This is a genomic window from Pseudomonas sp. (assembly GCF_049300855.1).
Lineage (GTDB): Bacteria > Pseudomonadota > Gammaproteobacteria > Pseudomonadales > Pseudomonadaceae > Aquipseudomonas.
Window position 1 is genome coordinate 62,452 of record NZ_JBAQKH010000061.1, and the last position, 21,493, is coordinate 83,944.

The window sequence follows — 21,493 nt, forward strand, 5'->3', positions numbered from 1 at the left end:
GAGCCTTCCCATATTCAGGGGCTTGGCCGAAGAGGCGCAGGCATCCGAAAGGTATGGCGACAGTCGTTATTTCTGTCGCCATGCTCCACGACACGGATGGCATGAATTGGCGGCGGTGATGCTCATCGTATCGGCACGACATTGCGGTCCCTGGTTTGATTGATGGCCGATGCCGACAGGCTGCCGGTGGCCGCCTTCTGGATATGTTCACTCCACCAAGCCATCATCGGACGCCGGCGTTCGATGTAGTCCGTCCTGTTGTAGGCGCTACGAACTTCGTCCTTGTCGACATGCGCCAGCGCGACCTCGATCAGTTCTGGATCCCAGCCATGCTCATTCAGGATGGTGCTCGCCATCGAGCGCAAGCCGTGGCTGACTAGACGGTCTTGAAAGCCCATGCGCTTCAACGCCATGTTGGCGGTCTGGCTATTGGCATGGGTGCGGGGATTTCTATCTGAGGGGAACACGTACTCTCTGTTACCGCTGAGTTGCTTGAGCGTCTCCAGTAACGAAAGTGCTTGATCGGTAAGAGGGATTGTATGCTGCCGACGCTTTTTCATTCGTTCTGGCGGAATGGTCCAAATGCGCTTGTCGAAGTCGATATCTGCCCATCGTGTGGTGGCTGCTTCGGCAGGGCGGGTCATCGTGTGCAGTTGCCATTCGATCAGGCAGCGGGTCGTGCGCTTGATGCTGGCGTTCGCGATTTCCATCATGAGCTCGGGAAGCTCCTCAGGTGGTAGCGCAGCCATGTTCTCTTTCTTGGGTTTCTTGAACACCGCCCGAATTCCATTGAGGGGGTTCGCAAATATCAGACCGGAGTTGACCCCGTAGGTCATGATCTCGTTGAGTCGTTGGCTCAATCGTTTCACGGTTTCGAGGCTCCCTTTGGCCTCGATTGGGCGAAGGATCTTGATAACCATCGGAGCAGTGATTTGAGAGAGTTGCGTTGTTTTCATGCTTGGGAAAACATGAAGCGTCAGCGATCTCCAAATGTCTTCGGCGTAGGCTTTGGTTACGGAGTCTTTCTTCAGCTCGAACCAGGCAGTGGCCACCTTCTCGAAAGTGTGTTCAGTCTCAGCAAGTTTGGCTTGCCTTACCTCGTCACGCTGGGTTTTGGGATCAGTGCCCAAAGCGAGCAACTCACGCGCCTCTGCGGCTTTCTTCCGGGCGTTGGCTAGGGAGAGGTCGGGGTAAGGACCAAGCGCCATGTTGATACGGCTTCTGGTCAACGGCTCGCGGTAATTGAAATTCCACATCATCGAGCCGCTGGCGCGTACTCGAAGCTGCAAGCCATCGCCGTCGCTGAGGACGAAGTCTTTACCAGTTGCCTTGACCGCCTTGAGCTGGCGATCGGAGAGGCGGGTTGCGTTAGTAGGCATGGGGGCTACCTCCAGCACCGTTTTGGTATCCTGAAAATAGCATCTGGTAGTCCGGGATACCACCTGGGATACCAAAGCGCCTGGAACTCAGGAACTCTCCAAAGACCCCAATAGCCATGAAACCCCCGTATTTACTGGATTTCAGGCACAAAAAAAGACGTCCGTGGACGTCTTTAGATGATGAAGTGGTGGAGCCGGGGGGATTTGAACCCCCGTCCGCCAGTACTCCGCTGTCGGTACTACATGCGTAGCCGTTTCTATTAAGTTAACCCTCAGCGACCCGAAGGGCAGGGTGCTTTGGGCGAGTTGTGTAAGTTTTAGCCGCTTCGTCCACAACGTACTACACGGCGATTCTGTTCTATATGACAATCATTTTGGGTTTACAGACATCCCCTGATGATTGCTGGACCCGAAGGTACCAGGAGCATTGTCAGCTGCAATTAAGCAGCGAGAGCAACACCGTATTGGTCGTCATTGGCAACTATAAGTAGTTGCAACAGTGGATTTACGACTTCTGTTACCAAGTCGGCATGCACCTAAAGTTTCGCAACCGGCGTCGAATCCTAAACGGCCCCGAACTCATTGCTCAGTACATCTGTTTGAGCAACAAGCCTGCGCAGTGTACGTCAAACGGTGGTGGAAGGCCAACCCGAAGGTTGGCTTCCGGGTGTGTCAGTTACGCGTTGGATTGCGGATCTGCATTTTCGTGATCATGCCGTTGCTGATCTCAACGCATTTCTTGTCATCCCCGGCAGCTTGCGCCTTCATGGCATCTTCCTGCGCGGTCTTGACGTTGTTCAGCGACGTCTCCGGAATGGAAGGCTGGCTGGTAATGAAGTCTTTAATGGTTTGAAGATTCCCGGCACACAGGTCTTTATCCGCCGCAAACACCGGCGACGCCAGAAGTGCACCAGCGATGAACAATCCAGCAATTGCAGAATGCTTCATGGGTATCTCCTTGAACGATGGGGGCTCGGTGCTGCCGGACGGTCTGGCGGCGATGCCGAGGTCATGACAGGCCACGTTAGTGTAGTGCCTGTTCAATCGACCGCCACGCTACGCAGGAATTCGGTTTTTTTTACATTTAGTATGAAAACGCCATCTCGCCGAGTTCACTTCTTGGTGTCGCCCGAGGCGTTCTGGATTTCCAGAATGGTGCGCTGGGTTTCTGCCAGGCAATCGTCGATCTTGCCTTGGGACTTGAGATCCTGGGCCTTTTGCACACTGGCCGAGACGCGCGCGTTCAGATCAGGCGACGTCTGATATTGCGATTTTGCGTTGTTGATCGTCTGCAGATTGGCTTCGCAGAGGCTGGTGGGCTTATCAGCGGCAAACGAAGTGGAGGCCATCATCGAGGCAGTCACGAACAGACCAAGCAATACAGAACGTTTCATGTGTATCTCCTTGCGCTGAGGGATCCAGACTTCGCTGACCTTGAGCGCCGGTCACCGAAAGAAGGAACGGCCCCGAGTATTCAGGGCCTGTTCTGTGGACTGCGGTCTTGCGCAAGGGTTCTGATTTTCTTCAGGTGGCCTTCGCCTGAGTGACTCGATCGACCAGATAAACCAGGCCGTGATAGTCGATGCCGCCGTGCTGCGTCAGGCCGATTTCACAGGTGCGGCTGGTGGAAATCCCCTCGCTGCAATGCTGCACCGCGTCCTTCAAGGTGCGCAGCGAATGGCTGTTCAGCTCCGGCGTGGTGAAGCCTTTATCGCCGGCGAATCCGCAGCAATGAATACCTTCCGGGATCACCACGGTTTTGCTGCACTTGCGCGCCAGATCTATCAGCGCCTGGCTTTCGCCCAGATGCTGAGTGCTGCAGGTTACGTGCACGGCAATCGGTGCGTCTTGCGGGGTGAAGTCCAGTCGGTCGAGAAGATGCGTACGGATAAAGCGCACCGGGTCGTACAGATCCAGACGGGTTTTTCCTACGTCCTGCACCAACCGCAGCGTGCATGGGCTGGTGTCGCAATAGATCGGATCAAGCCCGCCTCGACTGGCATGCAGCAGTGCGCTGATCAATTCCTGACGCTTGTGTTCGGCCTGCTCGGCGTAGCCTTTGGAGGCAAAAGGCTGACCGCAGCAGAGGTTGTCCTGATTGTCCGGGAAGACTACTTGGTAACCGGCCTTTTCCAGCAATCCACGGGTTTTATCGTAGAGCGACATCTGTTCATTATCACCCGCCGCCGGGCCCATGACTCGCGATACGCACGCGGCCAAATAAACCACGCGCGGACGTTCATCCGACACGCTCGGGTTGAAGCGAATGGCCTTTTCCGGTTGCGGCATCGCATTCGTCCACAACGGCACCTGCCCTTTGGACAGCCGCGTAATCGTTGCCGATAGCTTCGCCAGACGCGGCGCGCCGAGCATCATTCGCGCACCGTTGGCCACATGCAGAGTGAAGCGTGCGCCCCGCAGGGTCCTGGCGAAATTTCCTTCAATCCAGTCAGCTGTTTTCTGATGCGTGGCGTGTCGGCCCCGCAGCTTTTTCACCAGTTCGCCAGTATTGATGCCTACAGGACAGCGTTGTGCACACAGCCCCGTCGCGGCGCAGGTGTCGATGCCTTGGTATTCGTAGGCTTCTTCCAGTTCGCGGGTGTCGATGCCGGCACGTTTCTTCGCCTGAATATCGCGCCAGATCACGATGCGCTGGCGCGGGCTCAGGGTCAGGCCCTTCGACGGACAGACCGGTTCGCAGAAACCGCATTCGATGCACTTGTCGACAATCTCGTCGGCCGCCGGCAGCGGTTTCAGATGTTTGAGGTGGATCTGTGGATCTTCGCTGAGCACCACGTCCGGGTTGAGAATGCCGTTCGGGTCGAGCAGACGTTTGAGTTGCCACATCAGTTGATAGGCGTCGCTGCCCCATTCCAGTTCCACGAACGGCGCCATGTTGCGGCCGGTGCCGTGCTCCGCCTTCAACGAACCGCCAAACTCCACGGCGACCAGTTGCGCTACGTCGTCCATGAACGCTTGATAGCGTGCGACTTCTTCCGGGTTGTTGAAGCCTTGGGTGAAGACGAAATGCAGATTGCCTTCCAGCGCGTGTCCGAAAAGGATCGCTTCGTCGTAGGAGTGTTTGTCAAACAACTCGATCAGGCGATTGACGCCGATGGCCAGTTGTTCGACCGGGAAGGTCACGTCTTCGATGATCACCGTGGTGCCTGTTTTGCGCACGGCGCCGACGGCAGGGAAAGTGTCTTTGCGGATCGCCCAGAGCTTGGCGTTCTCGGCTGGGTCTTCGGTAAAGTCGACCTGCTTCTCTACCGGAAAACCACTGAGCGACGCCATGATCTGCGCCAGTTGTTCCTGCAGCAATGTGGAAGATGCGGCGCGGGATTCGATCAGTAATGCGCAGGCATTGTTCGACAGCTGTTGTACGAAAGCGGGCATGCCGGGTTTGTCTTGCACCGAGCGCAGGCTGCGCCGATCCAGTAACTCTACGGCGGACACCGGTTGGCTTTTCAGCACCGTAACCGCGTTGCAGCAGGTTTCCACATCGGGGAAGACGATCAGCGCCGAGGCCTTGTTCGGGTGATCAATCACAGTGTCGTAGGTCACCGCGCTGATAAAGCCGAGCGTGCCTTCGGAGCCGACCAGCAAGTGGCTCAAGATATCCACAGGCTCATCGAAATCCACCAAGGCATTCAGCGACAGCCCGGTGGTATTTTTCAGACGGTATTTGTGGCGAATTCTTGCAGCCAGTTCGGCGTTTGCGCGGGTTTCGCGTCCCAACGTCGCCAGGCGTTCGAGTAGATCACCGTGGCTGGCGTGAAACGCTGCAACACTCGCAGCGTCTTCGGTATCCAGGCGCGTGCCATCGGCGAGTACCAGGCGAATTCCGGCCAGGGTGTGATAGGTGTTTTGTGCGGTGCCACAGCACATGCCGCTGGCGTTGTTGGCAACAATGCCGCCGATTTTGCAGGCGTTGATCGACGCCGGATCCGGACCGATCTTGCGCCCGAACGGGGCCAGCCATGCGTTGGCCTGCGCGCCGATCACGCCGGGTTGCAGGCGAATCTGCGTGCCTTGGCCGCGAATCTCGCGGGCGTTCCAGTTATCCCCAAGCACAATCAAAACCGAATCACTGATCGCCTGACCGGACAGGCTGGTGCCGGCGGCGCGGAAAGTCACCGGGACGTTATCGCGCTGCGCCAGTTTCATCAGGGACACGACTTCGTCTTCAGACTCGACACGAATCACCAGCTTCGGGATCAGTCGATAAAAACTGGCGTCGGTGCCGAAGGCCAGCGTCGATAACGGATCATCAAAGCGTCGTTCGGCCGGAATCAGTTGCTGCGCATCACGCAGGAAGTTCGCTGGAAGCGTCATTGGTCCTCCAGGATCAGAACCACCAGGTCTTTCGGGCCGTGAGCGCCGTAAGCCAGCACTTGCTCGATGTCGGCGGTTTTCGATGGGCCGGAGACCAGCAGCGCATTGGTCGGCATGCCTTGCGCCCAATTGAATTCCTGCTGCACCTGATAGAAGTTGTCGCGGATTTCGCTGGCCTTGAGCAGGGCGAAATGCACCGGTGGTACCAAACTCATCAAGCGCGGTTCTTCGCGAGTTGGCCACATGATCAGGCTGCCGGTGGCGGCGATGGCGCCGAGGGTACCGGTGAGGCTGGCCGGGGTGTCGTTGAACAGCTCGGCTTTCCATTCTTCCATCGGCCGGTCGTAGGACTTCAGCGTTGGCAGGTCGGGATTGTTCGCCCAGTGCTGTGTGATTTTTTGCCCGTGCGCTGTCGTCGGCGCGATCAACAGGCTCGGCAACTGACGATCACGCAGCAATTGCGCGAGCAGCGCCGGCCACTCTTCACCGGAGGTCAGGTGGATTTCGGTGTGCACCGCTTCCATCAATTTGCGCAGTTGCGGGATGCGTTGTTCGGCGCTGTAGGTGTAGGGCTGCGTCACCAGATCGACATCGAAGTTGTCGGCAATCGGTGTGGCGCCGGTCAGACTTTTCCGAAGCTTGGCGAGGATATTTTGCTTGGCGCTCATCAGCGGTCTCCCTGTTTGGCCAGATGCTCGCGGGCCATGTCGTGCAAAGAGCGTGCGGCGGGTTTCGGCGCGCTGTGGTTTTGTGTCCAAGGGCCGACGTTGCTTGGCGTCAGGGCGCGCAGGCGCGTGGCGAAGAAGCCGAACAGTCGATACAAGGTTGGCGAGCTGTTGAGTTTCGCCCAGGCGTTCCAGATAAAACGTTCCTTGCGCGAATACTTGCTGCCTTGGCCGCGCATCACTTGATTCGGGCTGTCCGGGGCTTTGACGTTCTCTTCGCGCAGGCGCCGCAGGATCGCCGGGATCGGGATTTTTACCGGGCAGACTTCACCGCAGGCACCGCACAGCGATGACGCGCTTGGGTGATCCGGAACCTTGGCCAGACCGACCATGTGCGGCGTGATGATTTTGCCGATCGGCCCCGGATACACCTCGCCGTAAGTGTGGCCGCCGACGCGGGTGTAAACCGGGCAATGATTCATGCAGGCGCCGCAGCGAATGCAGTTCAGGGTCTGGCGTAATTCGCTGTCGGCGAAAGCCTGGCTGCGACCGTTGTCGAGCAGGACCAGATGCACTTCCTGCGGGCCGTCGAGTTCGTGTTCCTTGCGCGGGCCGGAGATCATGTTGACGTAAGTGGTTATCGGAATGCCCAGCGCCGAGCGCGTCAGCAGTGACAGCAGCGGCACCACGTCACGCAGGTTTTCCACGACTTTTTCGATACCGGTGACGGCGATGTGCACCGGCGGCACGGTGGTGGTCATGCGCCCGTTGCCTTCGTTTTCCACCAGCAGCAGGGTGCCGGTTTCGGCCACGGCGAAGTTGACACCGGAGACGCCGATGTCCGCTTCGAAGAATTTCTGCCGCAGGACTCTGCGACCGATCTGAATGAGTTGGTCAACGTCCTTGGTGTATTCCACGCCAAGTTTGTCGTGGAACAAGGACGCGACCTGACCGGCATTCTTGTGGATCGCCGGCATAATGATGTGTGAAGGCTTCTCGTGGTCGAGTTGGACGATGTATTCCCCCATATCGGACTCCAGACATTCAATGTCCCGAGCCTCGAGGAAATGGTTCATCTCCATCTCTTCGCTGACCATCGATTTGCCCTTGATCACTTGCCGCGCCTCGTGAGCGCGGATGATCGATAAGACGATGCCATTGGCCTCGTCCACCGTTTCCGCCCAGTGCACTGTCACACCGTTGCGGGTCAGGTTTGTTTCCAGTTGCTCGAGCAGGTCGGGCAACTTGGACAGCGCGCGGGCTTTGATCGAATTGCCCAGTGCGCGCAAATGTTCTCTTTCATGGGGATCACTGAACGCGGCTGCCCGCTTGACCATCAGTGAATCCATGGCAGTGCGGAAGTTGTTCCGCAGTTGCTGATCACCCAAGGCGTTGTGTGCCCGGGTGCGGAAATCGTCTTCTACGGCGACCGTAGGAATAATCGCGGAAGTGCTCATTGCGCACCCCCGGTTCGTTGCCACAAGAAGCTCGCGAGATGTTGCCCGCGCAGCGCTTCTTTTTGTTTCTCCAATGCGCCGTTGATGTTCATCAAACAGCCACAGTCGGCGCTCAACACCTGGTGCGCGCCGGAATTCTTCAGCGCCTGGGTCTTGTCAGCCACCATCGCGCCGGAAATGTCTGGCATACGGACGCTGAATGTTCCGCCGAAGCCACAGCATTCGCTTTCGTGGTCATGGTTGACCCGTTCCACGTTGCTCAACTGCGCCAGCAACTCGCGGCCGTGCAGGTGGGTGTTCATTTCGCGGCGTGCCGAACACGAAGTGTGCAGCGCGACTTTGACCGGTGCGCCGCTGTCCTTGAGCTGCACCTTGCAGACGAACAGCAGAAACTCGGCCAGTTCATAGGTGCGGGCCGCGAGGGCCTGAACCTGTTTCAACGTCTCCGGCTCGTCCTTGAACAAGTCGGCGTAATGCTCGCGCAGCATGCCGGCGCAGGAACCCGACGGCACCACCACCGGATAATCGCCGGCAAACAGCGCCAGTTGCGAGCGTGCAACCGTCCGTGCCTGCTCGGTGTAACCCGAGGTGTAGGCCGGTTGGCCGCAGCAACTCTGCCCTTGCGGGTACTCGACCCGAATGCCTTCGCGCTCCAGCAAGTGGATCGCGTCCATCCCGGCTTCGGGGTAGAAAAGGTCGACCACACACGTGCCGAACAGATAAACCCGCGACGGTTTCTCGCTGGGGTATTGCCGAGGTTCGGGCAGTGGCGGTGCCACGCGGGTCGCGTTCGGCACAGCGTTGTAAAAAAGCTCGCTCATCAGGCGTGTCTCCGGGTGGTCCCGGTTATCCGTCCGCTGAGGCTGCTGAATATAGAGAGTGTTGCTTTCAGCAGCCTTACAGACCGGGTGGTGAATTGCTGACGCCGGCATCACGAACCGGCGTCGATTTTTTCTGTGTTTTATTAGGTTTAGTGCACCAGCATGCCAGTGAACCAGTAGGCCTGAGCCAGGGTGATCAGACCGACAATCGTTGCAAAGAATAGGCTGTGCTTGAGGGTGAAGCGGAACAGATCCGATTCCTTGCCGACCAAACCGGTCGCGGCGCAGGCCACGGCGATCGATTGCGGCGAAATCATCTTGCCGGTCACGCCGCCACTGGTGTTCGCCGCCACCAGCAGGGTGTCATTGACGCCGATCTGGTGTGCGGTGGTCGCTTGCAGCGAGCTGAACAGGGCGTTGGACGAAGTGTCGGAGCCGGTGAGGAACACGCCGAGCCAGCCAAGAAATGGCGAGAAGAACGGGAATGCCGCGCCAGTCGCTGCCAATACCAGGGCCATTGTCGAAGACATGCCCGAATAGTTGGTGACAAAGGCGAACGCCAACACCATGCCGATCGACAGAATGGGCCAGCGCAGTTCGTAGAAGGTCTCTTTCAAAGTGGTCAGACCAGTTTTGAAATTGATCTTCAGCACCAGCATCGAGATCAGCGCCGAGAAGAAAATCGCCGTGCCGGTCGCGGAAATCGGGTCAAGTTTGAACACGGCGGGGATGGCAGTCGGCGTGGCCACGATCGGCGCAGTTTTGATCACCAGTTGATCAAGGTGCGGAATCGCGAAGTTGAACACGCAGCTGTACATCGAGCCGCCGGCGGCGAACATCGCTTTGAAAGGCTTGAGGGTCCAGATAGTCACCAGCACGGTGAGGATCAGGAACGGCGACCAGGCTTTGAAAATTTCCCCGAGGCTGTAAGGCGAAGCCACGGTGGTGCGCTTCTGGCCGAAACCACCGACGCTGGCGGTGATCGCTGCGCTTGACGTGGCGCCGGCGATTTGCGCGCCGGCGGTGCGTTTTGGCTGCCAGACTTTGAGGAACAGGGTCAGCGAGATCAGGCTGGCCAGCGCCGAAGTGATGTCCGGCAGCTCTGGGCCGATGAAGTTCGAGGTGAAGTATTGAGTGACGGCGAAGCTCAGGCCCGCCACCAGCGCGGCCGGCCAGGTTTCACGCACACCGCGCAGGCCATCCATCATGAACACTAGCCAGAACGGCACGAACAGCGACAGCAGCGGCAGTTGGCGACCGGTCATGGCGCCGATCTTGAACGCGTCAATCCCGGTGACTTGGCCGGCAACGATGATCGGAATCCCCAAGGCGCCGAACGCAACCGGTGCAGTGTTGGCGATCAGGCACAGGCCGGCGGCGTACAGCGGATTGAAACCCAGCCCGACCAGCAGTGCCGCAGTAATCGCCACCGGCGCGCCGAACCCGGCAGCACCTTCGAGGAATGCGCCGAAGCAGAAACCGATCAGCAGCACTTGCAGGCGCTGGTCGTCAGTAATCGATAACACCGAACTGCGAATGACCTCGAACTGACCACTTTTGACCGTCAGTTTGTAGAGAAACACCGCCGCGACAATGATCCAGGCAATTGGCCACAGACCGTAGGCGAAACCATAACCGGCGGCGGCGAAGGCCATGTCCACGGGCATCTGAAACGCGAAGATCGCTACGGCAATCGACAGCGCGAGGGTGATGCTCCCGGCCACATGGCCTTTGAGGCGGAACACCGCCAAAGCGAGGAAGAAGAAAACGATGGGAATGACGGCCGCGAGTGCGGACACGCCGAGACTGCCGAGCGGGCTGTAGAGCTGTTGCCAGGTTTGCATATGGGGTGGCCCCTAATTGTTGTTGGTCAGGCACTGTCAGCGTTCTTGGATAATTGGTAATACCAATTTACAATCGCTGTTGGCTAGGGTAAAAGCCTTGATGTCGGTGTGTCAATTTGTCGCCCTGAAACTTTTGTCGAACAAGCGGTGCAGATCGCATCTGATCCGGTTTCGGCAAGTGGTGTCTGGTAGGTGTCGGCAGGGCGCCGATAGGCCAGAATAGAGAGCCCGGCGAGCGGTCGGGATCGTGGAGAAATGAGTTATGGGGTTTGATCAGATACGTCAGCGCCGTTTGTCTGACGATATTGTCGAGCGCCTCGAGGGGATGATCCTCGAGGGCACGCTGAAGTCCGGTGAACGGCTGCCGGCCGAGCGCACGCTGGCCGAACAATTTGGCGTATCGCGGCCGTCGTTGCGTGAAGCGATTCAGAAACTGGCGGCGAAAGGCTTGCTGGTCAGTCGTCAGGGCGGCGGCAATTATGTGGTGGAGAGTCTCGGCTCGACGTTCAGCGATCCGTTGCTGCAGTTGCTCGAAAGTAATCCGGAGGCGCAGCGCGACTTGCTGGAGTTTCGACACACTCTGGAGGCATCGTGTGCCTATTACGCAGCATTACGCGCGACTGATGTCGATCGCGAGCGGCTGACTGCAGCGTTCGAAGAATTACAGGATTGCTACTCGCGTCACGACGAAGTCAGTCGGGCGGAAGAGGGCGCGGCGGATGCGAAATTCCATCTGGCGATTGCCGAAGCCAGCCATAACGCGGTGTTGCTGCACACCATTCGCGGGCTGTTCGATCTGCTCAAGCGCAACGTGGTCACCAACATTGGCGGCATGTACAAGCAGCGCACGGAGACGCGCGACATGCTGATCACTCAGCATCGGGAATTGTATCTGGCGATTATTGAAGGTCGTGCGGAGCAGGCGCGTGAGGTTTCCAGCCGACATATTTTGTATGTGCAGGAGGTGCTGGAAGAGGTGCGGCAAGAGGTTCAGCGCATGGCTCGGGCGGAGCGGCGCAAGGGAATATGATCAGTTGTTTCTGTGGTGATGTTGCAATAGCGTTCGCGAGCAAGCTCGCTCCCACATTTGAAATGCATTCCAAGGTGGGAGCGAGCTTGCTCGCGAATACGCTCTAAAGGCAGAAGAAATTAATCTTCCTTGCCCTTGTTGCGCACCGCACGTTGCAGTTCGCGACCGGCATCGCGTTCGCGCTCGGTGTCACGCTTGTCGTATTCCTTCTTGCCCTTGCCCAGAGCAATTTCGCACTTGACCATGTGCTTGCTCCAGTACCAGGACAGGCAGACGCAGGCGTAACCCTTTTGCTGTACAGCGGCGGCGAGCTTTTCCAGCTCGCGGCGGTTGAGCAGCAATTTGCGTGTGCGCACCGGGTCAGCGATGACGTGGGTGCTTGCGGTCATCAGAGGCGTGATGTGGCTGCCGAGCAACCATGCTTCGCCATCCTTGAGCAGGACATAGCTGTCGACCAGCTGTAGCTTGCTTGCCCGCAGACTTTTTACTTCCCAGCCGGCCAGGACCAGACCAGCCTCGAACTTGTGCTCGATGAAGTAATCGTGTCGCGCCTTTTTGTTCTGCGCGATGGTCCCTGTTGGGTGTTTCTTCTGTTTAGCCATAGGGGCGGCATTATATGGAGATAAACGGCTGTCGGCTACGGTGATGCTGCGTGCTTGAGCAGGTTGAGTGAATCCCGGACAATGCGGCCTCTTTTTCTAACGCTTGGGCGTGATAAACGATGTCGACAGACAAGGTTTCTGTCCACGGCAGTTGGGCTAGCCGCTGGGTATTCATACTCGCCGCGACCGGTTCGGCCGTGGGACTGGGTAGTATCTGGAAGTTCCCCTATATGGTCGGGGTCTACGGCGGCGGTGCGTTTGTACTGATGTTTCTGGCGTGTATCGCACTGATCGGCATCCCGGTCATGCTCGCTGAAACCCTGATCGGCCGGCGCGCCCGGCAAAGCCCGGCCAACGCCTTGAAGGTGCTGGCGCTGGAAGCCGGGCACTCGGGCAAGTGGTCGTGGGGCGCCTTTGCCGGGATGATCACCGCGTTATTGATCCTGTCTTTCTATAGTGTGGTCGGCGGTTGGTCGCTGGACTACATCGTCAATATGGGACGCGGTGACTTCCAGGGCGCCACGGCCGATCAGGTCGGTGCTTATTTCGGCCATGTCATCTCCAATCCATGGCGTCTGACACTTTGGCACACGATTTTTATGCTGTTGTCAGCGTATGTGATCGCCAAAGGCGTGGTTGCCGGGCTTGAACGCAGCCTGCGCATCATGATGCCGCTGCTGTTCGTGATGATTCTGGTGCTGCTGGGTTACAGCATGACCACCGGGCATTTCATGGAAGGCGTGCATTTCATGTTCGACTTCCACCCGGAAAAGGTCCTCGACGGCTTGTTGCCAGCAATGGGGCACGCGTTCTTCTCGCTGAGCGTCGGTGTCGGTTCGATCATGATCTACGGCGCTTACATGCCGAAGAGTTCGTCGTTGTCGGGCACCGTTGTCGGCGTGGCACTGCTCGACACCTTTGTTTCGCTGATCGCCGGTCTGGCCTTGTTCCCGATTGTATTTGCCGGCGGCCTGAACCCGAGCGAAGGGCCTGGCCTGATGTTCGTCAGCCTGCCATTTGCGTTTGGTAACGTGGCGTTCGGGCAACTGATGGGTGTGGTGTTCTTTGTGCTGGTGGCGATCGCTGCCTGGAGTTCGGCGATCTCCCTGCTCGAACCGATGGTTGCCTACTTGGTTGAGCGCACCAAAGTCAGCCGCGCGTGGGTGACTTTCTGGCTTGCCTTCACTTGCTGGTTCGTCGGTCTGGGCACGGTGTTCTCCTTCAATATCTGGAAGGAAGCCAAATTTTTCGTGAACGAAGGCGGGATGTTTCACCTCTACCAATGGGGTGCGCAGAGCGGTCTGGACTTCTTTGGCGTGATTGACTTCTTCACCTCGCGGATCATGTTGCCGCTCGGTGGCCTGTGTTTCGTGCTGTTTGCCGGTTGGGTGATGGGACGTGAAGCGGTGCGCGACGAGTTGTCGATCCGCAACCCGGCACTGTTTGCCCTGTCTTTGTTCTTGATGCGCTACGTGGCGCCCATCGGCATTCTTGTAGTGTTTGCCGCTCAGCTCTGGAAGTAACGCTCACATGACCACACATATTCAACGATCAGCGCTGCTGCCGTACCCGGCGCAATTCCTTTACGACCTCGTCAATGACGTGGCGCGTTACCCGGAATTTTTGCCATGGTGCTCGTCGGCCGAGGTGCTGGAAAGCTCGCCGGAGCATATGCGCGCCAGCGTTGGCGTGGCGAAGGGTGGCCTCAGCCAGCATTTCGTGACGCGTAATACGCTGGTGCCGGGACAGTCGATCGAGATGAACCTTGAAGAAGGTCCTTTCAATCAGCTGCACGGCGTCTGGGTGTTCAAGGTGCTGAACGAGAAGGCATGCAAGATCAGTCTGGATCTGTCGTTCGACTACGCCGGGCCGTTGGTGCGCGCCACCTTGGGGCCGTTGTTCAATCAGGCAGCCAATACGCTGGTGGACGCATTCTGCCAGCGCGCCAAGCAGATGCATGGTTGAGCCGGTGATCGAGATAGAAGTCGTGTACGCGGCCGTGGATCGGCAGGTATTGCGCTCATTCAGCGTCAATGAAGGCGTGACGGTGCGGGCTGCGGTGCTGGCGTCGGGTATCGGTAGCGAGTTTCCCGAGCTGAATCTGACGGATTGCCCGCTGGGTATTTTTGGCAAAGTGATTGCTGATCCGGATACGCGGGTGATTCAGGCGGGTGATCGCATCGAGATTTACCGCCCGTTGCTTGCCGACCCGAAAGAGGTGCGGCGCTTGCGTGCGGCCAAGGCTGCCGAAGCCAAAGCTCGAAACTCCTAAAAAACCAAATCGCAGACAATAAAAAACCCGGAATTTCCGGGTTTTTTATTGCGTCGCAAATTATTGCGGCGAGGTGTCCAGCGGCTCTGGTGTCGGAACCGGAACGGTTTCTACACCATCGACGTCCTTCTGGATCTGATCCAGCAAGGAACCTGGCTTGACCGGTTTTTCCGGTTTTGGCTTCTCGGCGTTTTCAGCAGGAGCGGTCACCGTAGTGCCACTGTCCTTGCCGAGAATGGCTTCGTCACGGCTTACGCCCGGCATAAAGTCACCGGACAGGCTGACAAGCTGGTCGTTTGAGTTGAAAATAACGCTGATGCGTTCCTGTTGGCGTTCACCGCCACCCGGTTGCAGGCTGTACAGATAATCCCAGCGATCGGCATGGAACGTGTCGGCAAGCAGAGGGTTACCCATGATAAACCGTACTTGCGGCCGGGTCATTCCCGGGCGTAACTGGTCTATCATGTCCTGCGTGACGACATTGCCCTGCTGGATGTCGATTTTGTAAACCCCGGGGAATGAACAACCGGCGAGTGCGAGCAGTCCCACAAAGGTGAAACTGGTTAGCAAGAGCTTGGTGTTTTGCATCGGTGGGCGACTTCCACTATCTTGGCTGGGACAACGTAAACGCCGATCATACCCGCATTAAGAGAAGCTGCGAAGCAGCATCGCGAGAAAGCTGACCATGGTTGAAAATAGCGAACTACGCAAAGCCGGCCTCAAAGTGACCCTGCCACGGGTCAAGATCCTGCAAATGCTCGACTCTACCGAGCAGCGTCACATGAGTGCCGAGGACGTCTACAAGGCGTTGATGGAAGCTGGCGAGGACGTCGGTCTGGCCACGGTTTACCGTGTTCTGACTCAGTTCGAAGCCGCCGGCCTCGTGGTCCGTCACAACTTCGACGGTGGCCACGCGGTATTCGAATTGGCTGACGGTGGCCACCACGACCATATGGTCAACGTGGAAACCGGTGAAGTCGTCGAATTCGTCAGCATCGAAATTGAAAAGCTCCAGAAGGCAATTGCCGAGGAGCACGGTGTCGAGTTGGTGGATCACAACCTGGTGCTGTACGTGCGCAAGAAAAAGTAAGCATGTCGCGCGAATTTCACATTCGCGAAACGAACGAAGGCGACCCAAGGGTCGCCTTCGTGCTTTCTGTCGTTCTTAAACCTTGGCAGTGACAACCATTTTTTTCGCGTGGGCCAGGGATTCCTTGGTCAGGTCGATACCACCGAGCATTCGCGCCACTTCTTCTATACGGTCGTTCTTGCTCAGTTTGGAGACGGCGGTGTGCGTAGCCTGCTCGCCGCGTACCTTGTGCACGAACAGATGCTGATGACCCTGCGCTGCCACCTGAGGCAGGTGCGTCACGGTCAGTACCTGGCCGCGATCGCCGAGACGGCGCAACAGTTGGCCGACAATTTCAGCGGTCGGCCCACCAATGCCGACGTCCACTTCGTCGAACACCAGTGTTGGGACGCGGGATGTCTGTGCGGTGATGACCTGAATCGCCAGACTGATCCGTGACAGCTCACCACCGGAAGCGACTTTTGCCAGCGCCTTCAGCGGCTGGCCCGGGTTGGCGCTGACCAGTAATTCGACCTGCTCCAGGCCGTTGGGCAGCAACTCGTCGCTGCTGTTGGCTTTCAATTCGATGGTGAATCGGCCGCCAGGCATGCCCAGCCGCTGAATCTCCTGCTCCACCGCGCTGGCGAGGCTGCCGGCGGCCTGACGACGCAAGTCGCTCAGCTCCCGCGCCTTTTCCTGATAGTGGCGTGCATAAGAGGCCAGTTCTTCGCCTAGGCGCTCGATGGATTCGTCATTGGCGTTGAGGGTTTCGATCTCATCGAGCAATTTCTGCTGCATTTCGCCGACTTCGGTCGGTTGAATCCGGTGCTTGCGCGCCAAGGTATAGATAGCGTCGAGGCGCTCTTCCAGGTATTGCAGTCGCGCCGGATCGGCATCGAAGTTATCAAGGAAGCGATTGAGCTCGCCGACGGCTTCTTCGACCTGAATCTGCGCGCTGGTCAGCAGGCTGCTGGCTTCGCCCAGTGCGCCGACGGAGTTATTCACGCTCGACAGACGATTGAGGCTGGCGGTCAGTGCGTTCAGCACATTACCGGAATCACTTTCGCTGCATTGCTCGACGACTTGCCGGCATATGCCCAGTAGGGTTTCGGCGTTGGTCAGGTTTTTGTGTTCCTGCTCCAGTTGCTCCAGTTCGTTATCGCCCAGGCCGAGGTTTTCCAGCTCTTCAAGTTGATAGCTGAGCAGTTGATGGCGGGCGCGTTGTTCGTCACCGGAATTGGAGAGACGCTCCAGTTCCTGGCGAGTCTGACGCCAGCGCTGGGCGGCCAGTTGAACCTGGCGGGCCAAGTCGGTGGCGCCGGCGTACTCATCGAGCAAGCGACGATGGGTGTCGGTTTTCAGCAGGGACTGGTGTTCATGCTGGCTGTGGATATCAATCAACAGCTCGCCCAGCGACTTGAGGTCACCGAGTGGGCAAGGGGTGCCGTTGATGTAGCCGCGCGAACGACCTTCCGACGTGATCACTCGGCGCAAAATGCACGGGCCGTCAGTCTCCAGATCGCGCTCCGCCAGCCAGGCGCTGGCCTCGGGAATGTCGACCAGGTCGAAGGTCGCTAGGATGTCGGCCTTGTCGGCGCCGGGGCGGACCACGCCGCTGTCGGCACGATCGCCAAGGGTCAGGCCCAGCGCGTCGAGCATGATCGACTTGCCGGCGCCGGTTTCCCCTGTGATCACGCTCATCCCGCGATCAAGTTCGAGATCGAGATGTTCAACGATGGCGTAGTTATGTACGGACAGGTGCACCAGCATAAAGGCCGCTCCCAGGCTTTAGGTCTGGTTATTTATACAGTGTTTTGTTTCAGGCTGACAATGCCCGCCCTTAGCTCGATTCGCTTGAACTGACATTCTTCTTAGTGCATTGAGGAATGAGAAAGCGGCACTTTTTTGTAGGGTTAATGCTTGGAAGCCCTTGAAGCCTGATTTTGCGGCCCCATATATCGGGGCAGAAGCGCGAGTCAGGCTCGCGGACGAAATTGAAAGGAGAATTCTATGGCTGACGAACAGACAGTAGATACGCAAAACCCAGAAGCCAATCAGGCGCCCGAAGGTTCGGGTAATGACCTGGCGACCCGTGTGCAAGTGCTCGAAGAGCAATTGGCCGCAGCGCAAGATCAATCTCTGCGCGTAGCTGCCGATCTGCAGAACGTCCGCCGCCGTGCCGAACAGGACGTTGAAAAGGCGCACAAGTTTGCGCTGGAAAAATTCGCCAGCGACTTGCTGCCGATCGTCGACAGCCTGGAACGCGGCCTCGAGCTTTCTAACCCGGACGACGAAAGCATCCGTCCGATGCGCGAAGGCATCGAGCTGACGCTGAAAATGTTCCACGACACCCTCAAGCGTTATCAGCTTGAAGCGATCGATCCGCATGGCGAACCGTTCAACGCCGTTCAGCATCAGGCGATGGCCATGCAGGAGAGCGCCGACGTAGAACCGAACAGCGTTCTCAAGGTGTTCCAGAAGGGCTACCAGCTCAACGGTCGCCTGTTGCGCCCGGCCATGGTTGTGGTCAGCAAGGCGCCAGCGCCAATTTCGCCTTCGATTGACGAGAAGGCTTGAAATTAGCCGCAAGGCCCCCATTTAGAAGTCAAGCGTTTAAGTGCTACCGCAGTCAGCCACCACTGCTGCGGCATCCAAATCCAAAGTTTCGGGAGAGTGAACATGGGCAAAATTATCGGTATCGACCTGGGGACTACCAACTCCTGCGTCTCCGTGCTGGAAAACGGCAAAGCAAAAGTTATTGAAAACGCTGAAGGCGCGCGTACCACGCCGTCGATCATCGCTTACGCCAACGATGGCGAAATTCTGGTAGGTCAGTCGGCCAAGCGTCAGGCTGTGACCAACCCGCACAACACTCTGTACGCGGTAAAGCGTCTGATCGGTCGTCGTTTCGACGAAGAAGTTGTGCAGAAAGACATCCAGATGGTCCCTTACAAGATCGTCAAGGCTGACAACAACGACGCCTGGGTTGAAGTGAACGGCCAGAAAATGGCGCCGCCACAAATCTCGGCTGAAATTCTGAAGAAAATGAAGAAGACCGCCGAAGACTACCTCGGCGAGCCAGTGACCGAAGCGGTAATCACCGTTCCGGCCTACTTCAACGACAGCCAGCGTCAGGCGACCAAAGACGCCGGCCGCATCGCGGGTCTGGACGTAAAACGTATCATCAACGAACCGACCGCAGCGGCTCTGGCTTACGGTATGGACAAGGCCAAGGGCGATCACACCGTGATCGTTTATGACCTGGGTGGCGGTACTTTCGACGTTTCCGTGATCGAGATCGCTGAAGTTGATGGCGAGCACCAGTTCGAAGTTCTGGCCACCAACGGTGACACGTTCCTCGGCGGTGAAGACTTCGACATTCGTCTGATCGACTACCTCGTTGACGAATTCAAGAAAGAAAGCGGCATGAACCTCAAAGGTGACCCGCTGGCCATGCAGCGCCTGAAAGAAGCCGCTGAGAAAGCCAAGATCGAGCTGTCGTCCGCTCAGTCGACCGACGTCAACCTGCCGTACATCACTGCAGACGCGACCGGTCCTAAGCACCTGAACGTGAAGATCTCGCGTGCCAAGCTCGAAGCACTGGTTGAAGACCTGGTTCAGCGCACCATCGAACCTTGCCGCATCGCCATGAAAGACGCCGGTCTGGACGTTGGTGCGATCAACGACGTGATTCTGGTCGGTGGTCAGACCCGTATGCCGCTGGTACAGAAGCTGGTTACCGATTTCTTCGGTAAAGAAGCGCGTAAAGACGTTAACCCGGACGAAGCCGTTGCCATGGGTGCTGCGATCCAGGGCGCCGTTCTGGCCGGTGACGTGAAAGACGTGCTGCTGCTCGACGTCAGCCCGCTGACCCTGGGTATCGAAACCATGGGTGGCGTGATGACCGCGCTGATCGAGAAAAACACCACGATTCCTACCAAGAAATCGCAAGTGTTCTCGACTGCCGATGACAACCAGGGCGCTGTGACCATTCACGTGCTGCAGGGCGAGCGTAAGCAAGCCACGCAGAACAAGTCCCTGGGCAAGTTCGACCTGGCCGACATTCCACCTGCTCCACGTGGTGTGCCGCAGATCGAAGTGACCTTCGACATCGACGCTAACGGCATCCTGCACGTTGGTGCGAAAGACAAGGCGACCGGCAAGACCCAGTCGATCGTGATCAAGGCCAACTCCGGTCTGTCCGACGAAGAAATCGAGCGCATGGTGCGTGACGCCGAAGCGAACGCTGAGGAAGACCGCAAGTTCGAAGAGCTGGCCGCTGCCCGCAACCAGGGTGATGCACTGGTTCACTCGACTCGCAAGATGATTGCTGACGCGGGCGACAAAGTCACCGCTGAAGAGAAGACTGCGATCGAAGCCGCTGTGGTTGCTCTGGAAGCCGCTGTCAAAGGCGACGACAAGGCTGCTATCGAAGCGAAGGTTGAGGAGCTGTCGAAAGTCTCCGCTCCGGTTGCTCAGAAGATGTACGCCGAACAGGCTCAGCCTGCTGAAGGCGCAGCGCCGCACGACGAGAAAGCTGAAAAGGCTGACGACGTGGTCGACGCTGAGTTTGAAGAAGTCAAAGACCACAAGTAAGTTGTTGGTCGGCCGGTTGACTGCCTTTAGGCAGTGACTGGTAGGATGTCGCCGCGCGGGAGCTAGCTCCCGCGTTGGCGTATCTGGAATACGCGAATTTTTACAGCATGCGACAAGGTTCGGATGTTGGCGGTATGGCCGGGAATGCTCCTGCTTTTCGTGCCGAAAGTGCCGCAAGAAACAAAGACCAGGATCGTTGAATTGACGTGAGTTGGGTCCGGGCCTGTATTGGGGCTCAACGAGTTTGGCGATCCTCAGGAGGGGTTTGTCGAACGTCCTCAAGAGTGCAGAAGACTTATGGCAAAGCGTGACTATTACGAAGTGTTGGGTGTTGAGCGCGGCTCAAGCGATGCGGACCTGAAGAAGGCCTACCGTCGACTGGCCATGAAGCACCACCCGGACCGTAATCCCGACGACAAAGCGTCGGAAGAACTGTTTAAAGAGGCCAACGAGGCCTATGAAGTGTTGTCCGACTCGAGCAAGCGTGCGGCGTACGACCAGTATGGTCATGCCGGCGTTGACCCGAGCATGGGTGGCGGTGGCGCCGGTTTCGGCGGTCAGAACTTCTCGGATATCTTTGGTGATGTCTTCAGTGATTTCTTCGGTGGCGGTCGCGGCGGTTCCCGTGGCGGCGCTCAGCGTGGCAGCGACTTGCGCTACACCCTGGAGCTGAACCTGGAAGAAGCGGTGCGCGGCACGAGCGTGAATATCCGCGTTCCGACATTGGTCAACTGCAAACCTTGCGATGGCTCGGGCGCGAAAAAAGGCTCGTCGCCGTCGACGTGTCCGACCTGTGGTGGCATCGGTCAGGTGCGCATGCAGCAAGGCTTCTTCTCGGTGCAGCAAACCTGCCCGCGCTGCCATGGCCAAGGCAAGATCATTTCCGATCCGTGCGATTCCTGCCACGGTGACGGTCGCGTTGAAGAGTACAAAACCCTGTCGGTCAAAGTACCGGCCGGCGTCGATACCGGCGACCGCATTCGTCTGTCCGGCGAAGGCGAGGCGGGTACGCAGGGCGGTCCGACGGGCGACCTGTATGTGGTCATCAATGTCCGCGAGCACGACATCTTCCAGCGCGATGGCAAGCATCTGTTCTGCGAAGTGCCGATCAGCTTCGTCGATGCGGCACTGGGCGGCGAGCTGGAAATTCCCACCCTCGACGGTCGCGTCAAACTGAAAATCCCTGAAGGCACCCAGACCGGCAAGCAATTCCGTGTCCGCGGCAAAGGCGTGGCGCCGGTGCGTGGCGGTGGTGCGGGCGACTTGATGTGCCGTGTCGCGGTCGAGACGCCGGTCAATCTGAACCGTCGTCAGCGCGAACTGCTGGAAGAATTCCGCAGCTCCCTGGCCGACGACAACAGTCATTCGCCAAAAACCACCGGTTGGTTCGACGGTGTGAAGCGCTTCTTCGGCGATCTGTAAG

At 58.0% G+C, this 21,493-nt stretch carries 19 protein-coding genes and 1 other RNA gene; 8 read left to right on the forward strand and 12 right to left on the reverse strand.

Annotated features, from left to right (window positions below; genetic code table 11):
• Positions 1–122: 122 nt before the first annotated feature.
• The 9 genes from WA225_RS28545 to WA225_RS28585 all read right to left on the reverse strand — a co-directional run bounded on the left by WA225_RS28545 (position 123) and on the right by WA225_RS28585 (position 10,501).
• Positions 123–1,379: an integrase domain-containing protein gene (locus WA225_RS28545; RefSeq protein ID WP_422610537.1), complete on the reverse strand. Its 1,257-nt coding sequence runs from the start codon at positions 1,377–1,379 to the stop codon at positions 123–125.
• Between the two features lie 186 nt (positions 1,380–1,565).
• Positions 1,566–1,954: a transfer-messenger RNA gene (gene ssrA / locus WA225_RS28550) on the reverse strand.
• A 97-nt stretch (positions 1,955–2,051) separates the two neighbouring features.
• Positions 2,052–2,327 (reverse strand): hypothetical protein, encoded by a 276-nt coding sequence (locus WA225_RS28555; protein WP_016986519.1) that lies wholly within the window; start codon positions 2,325–2,327, stop codon positions 2,052–2,054.
• A gap of 164 nt (positions 2,328–2,491) precedes the next feature.
• The gene (locus tag WA225_RS28560; protein ID WP_008088284.1) at positions 2,492–2,773 is read right to left on the reverse strand and encodes a hypothetical protein; all 282 of its coding nucleotides are present in this window, start codon (positions 2,771–2,773) and stop codon (positions 2,492–2,494) included.
• Between the two features lie 130 nt (positions 2,774–2,903).
• Positions 2,904–5,714: an FAD-binding and (Fe-S)-binding domain-containing protein gene (locus tag WA225_RS28565; RefSeq protein ID WP_422610538.1), complete on the reverse strand. Its 2,811-nt coding sequence runs from the start codon at positions 5,712–5,714 to the stop codon at positions 2,904–2,906.
• Positions 5,711–6,382: a LutC/YkgG family protein gene (locus WA225_RS28570; protein WP_422610539.1), complete on the reverse strand. Its 672-nt coding sequence runs from the start codon at positions 6,380–6,382 to the stop codon at positions 5,711–5,713. Before WA225_RS28570 ends, WA225_RS28565 begins: the two co-directional genes overlap by 4 nt.
• A complete protein-coding gene (locus tag WA225_RS28575) occupies positions 6,382–7,836 on the reverse strand; it encodes a LutB/LldF family L-lactate oxidation iron-sulfur protein (RefSeq protein WP_422610540.1) in 1,455 nt (484 codons plus the stop codon). Before WA225_RS28575 ends, WA225_RS28570 begins: the two co-directional genes overlap by 1 nt.
• Entirely contained in the window at positions 7,833–8,657 is an 825-nt protein-coding gene (locus tag WA225_RS28580) for a (Fe-S)-binding protein (RefSeq protein ID WP_422610541.1), read from the reverse strand. Before WA225_RS28580 ends, WA225_RS28575 begins: the two co-directional genes overlap by 4 nt.
• A 149-nt stretch (positions 8,658–8,806) precedes the next feature.
• Positions 8,807–10,501 carry a lactate permease LctP family transporter gene (locus tag WA225_RS28585; protein ID WP_422610542.1) on the reverse strand — a complete coding sequence of 565 codons (1,695 nt, stop codon included), beginning with the start codon at positions 10,499–10,501 and terminating at the stop codon, positions 8,807–8,809.
• A 262-nt stretch (positions 10,502–10,763) separates the two neighbouring features.
• Here WA225_RS28585 and WA225_RS28590 point away from each other — a divergent pair, with 262 nt between their 5' ends.
• The gene (locus tag WA225_RS28590) at positions 10,764–11,531 is read left to right on the forward strand and encodes an FCD domain-containing protein (RefSeq protein ID WP_422610543.1); all 768 of its coding nucleotides are present in this window, start codon (positions 10,764–10,766) and stop codon (positions 11,529–11,531) included.
• 119 nt (positions 11,532–11,650) lie between these two features.
• Here the strand turns inward: WA225_RS28590 and smpB are convergent, their stop codons facing one another.
• Complete coding sequence (gene smpB, locus WA225_RS28595) at positions 11,651–12,133, reverse strand: SsrA-binding protein SmpB (RefSeq protein WP_007915208.1); 483 nt, start codon at positions 12,131–12,133, stop codon at positions 11,651–11,653.
• Positions 12,134–12,252: 119 nt separating this feature from the next.
• Between smpB and WA225_RS28600 the strand changes: the two genes are divergently transcribed.
• Genes WA225_RS28600 through WA225_RS28610 form a run of 3 tightly spaced genes read left to right on the forward strand, consistent with a single transcriptional unit; the run spans position 12,253 to position 14,405 of the window.
• Positions 12,253–13,656, forward strand: coding sequence for a sodium-dependent transporter (locus WA225_RS28600; protein WP_422610544.1), 1,404 nt, complete (start codon positions 12,253–12,255; stop codon positions 13,654–13,656).
• Between the two features lie 7 nt (positions 13,657–13,663).
• Positions 13,664–14,098, forward strand: coding sequence for a type II toxin-antitoxin system RatA family toxin (locus tag WA225_RS28605; protein WP_016986510.1), 435 nt, complete (start codon positions 13,664–13,666; stop codon positions 14,096–14,098).
• The gene (locus WA225_RS28610; protein WP_422610545.1) at positions 14,091–14,405 is read left to right on the forward strand and encodes an RnfH family protein; all 315 of its coding nucleotides are present in this window, start codon (positions 14,091–14,093) and stop codon (positions 14,403–14,405) included. Before WA225_RS28605 ends, WA225_RS28610 begins: the two co-directional genes overlap by 8 nt.
• 60 nt (positions 14,406–14,465) lie before the next feature.
• Here the strand turns inward: WA225_RS28610 and WA225_RS28615 are convergent, their stop codons facing one another.
• Positions 14,466–14,993: an outer membrane protein assembly factor BamE gene (locus tag WA225_RS28615; protein ID WP_016986508.1), complete on the reverse strand. Its 528-nt coding sequence runs from the start codon at positions 14,991–14,993 to the stop codon at positions 14,466–14,468.
• 97 nt (positions 14,994–15,090) lie between these two features.
• Here WA225_RS28615 and fur point away from each other — a divergent pair, with 97 nt between their 5' ends.
• Positions 15,091–15,495, forward strand: a complete 405-nt coding sequence (gene fur / locus WA225_RS28620) for a ferric iron uptake transcriptional regulator (RefSeq protein ID WP_064119476.1) — start codon at positions 15,091–15,093, stop codon at positions 15,493–15,495.
• Positions 15,496–15,570: 75 nt separating this feature from the next.
• Here fur and recN read toward each other — a convergent pair whose 3' ends face one another.
• Positions 15,571–17,244, reverse strand: coding sequence for a DNA repair protein RecN (gene recN, locus WA225_RS28625; protein WP_422610546.1), 1,674 nt, complete (start codon positions 17,242–17,244; stop codon positions 15,571–15,573).
• Between the two features lie 240 nt (positions 17,245–17,484).
• Between recN and grpE the strand changes: the two genes are divergently transcribed.
• The 3 genes from grpE to dnaJ all read left to right on the forward strand — a co-directional run bounded on the left by grpE (position 17,485) and on the right by dnaJ (position 21,492).
• Positions 17,485–18,051: a nucleotide exchange factor GrpE gene (gene grpE, locus WA225_RS28630; RefSeq protein WP_422610547.1), complete on the forward strand. Its 567-nt coding sequence runs from the start codon at positions 17,485–17,487 to the stop codon at positions 18,049–18,051.
• Positions 18,052–18,153: 102 nt separating this feature from the next.
• Positions 18,154–20,070: a molecular chaperone DnaK gene (gene dnaK, locus WA225_RS28635; RefSeq protein WP_064119473.1), complete on the forward strand. Its 1,917-nt coding sequence runs from the start codon at positions 18,154–18,156 to the stop codon at positions 20,068–20,070.
• Between the two features lie 297 nt (positions 20,071–20,367).
• Positions 20,368–21,492: a molecular chaperone DnaJ gene (gene dnaJ, locus WA225_RS28640; RefSeq protein WP_038357478.1), complete on the forward strand. Its 1,125-nt coding sequence runs from the start codon at positions 20,368–20,370 to the stop codon at positions 21,490–21,492.
• Position 21,493 lies beyond the last annotated feature (1 nt).